The sequence below is a fragment of the Dietzia sp. SLG310A2-38A2 genome, assembly GCF_014145095.1.
Taxonomy (GTDB): Bacteria; Actinomycetota; Actinomycetes; order Mycobacteriales; family Mycobacteriaceae; genus Dietzia.
Window position 1 is genome coordinate 1 of sequence record NZ_JAALDX010000483.1, and the last position, 1,007, is coordinate 1,007.

Sequence of the window (1,007 nt, forward strand, 5' to 3'; positions counted from 1 at the left end):
GAGCTGGACCGCGGACGGGGCGGTGGCGTTCCAGCGCACGTCCCGCGACGAGCCCGCCTTCCGGGTGACCCTCGCGAGCCCCGTCACGGTCCGTGAGTTCTGCGGTTACGAGATCGAGCTCGAGACCAGCTGCTACAACCCGTCCACCGAGAGGGTCTACCTCAACCTGGCCCGGTGGATCCGTGGTGCCCGGTCCTTCCAGGGTGACATCGGGTCCTACCGTCAGTACCTCGTCAACCACGAGGTCGGCCACGCCATCGGCTACCCGGATCACGAGCCGTGCCCTGCGGACGGAGCGCTCGCGCCGATCATGATGCAGCAGACACTCGGGGTCTCCAACAACGAGATCTTCCTCCTCGACAACGAGGGTGTGGTCCCGGACAACGATGACACCTGTCTCTACAACGCGTGGCCGTTCCCCGACGGCCCGCCGGTGGTCCGGTGAACCCCGTGACCGGCGGCGCATCCGGGGCGCTCCCCCCGCTCGTGGATCCGGCGCCGGATCTGTCGGCGGAGGAGCGCACGCGCTATTCCCGGCATCTGCTGTTGGGTGCCATCGGTGACGAGGGGCAGCGTCGTCTGCGCGCCGCGTCGGTGTTCGTGGTGGGGGCGGGGGGCCTGGGCGCGCCGGTCCTGATGTACCTCGCCGCGGCGGGTGTCGGGCGGATCACGGTGATCGACGACGACGAGGTGGACCTCGGCAACCTGCAACGGCAGGTGATCCACTCCGTGCCGGCCATCGGTCGTCCCAAGGTCGAGTCGGCCCGGGATCGACTGGCCGAGTTGGCACCCGGGGTGAGGGTCGAGGCGGTCCACTCCCGGCTCGACGCACTGAACATCGGCGCCCTCCTCGAGGGACACGACCTGGTGATGGACGGCAGCGACAACTTCGCCACGCGATACCTCGTCTCCGACGCCTGCGAGATCGCCGGGATCCCGGTGATCTGGGGGACCATCGACCGCTTCCGGGCCCAGCTCGCGGTGTTCTGGTCGCGCCCGCCCGCACC

General features: G+C 69.6%; 2 protein-coding genes. Both read left to right on the plus strand.

Annotation, left to right across the window (positions count from 1 at the left end; genetic code table 11):
* Window positions 1-445 (plus strand): DUF3152 domain-containing protein (locus G6027_RS15685; RefSeq protein WP_182637975.1); only part of this gene is annotated, 445 nt, incomplete at its 5' end.
* Window positions 442-1,007 (plus strand): HesA/MoeB/ThiF family protein (locus G6027_RS15690; protein WP_346995770.1); only part of this gene is annotated, 566 nt, incomplete at its 3' end. The genes G6027_RS15685 and G6027_RS15690, both read left to right, overlap by 4 nt.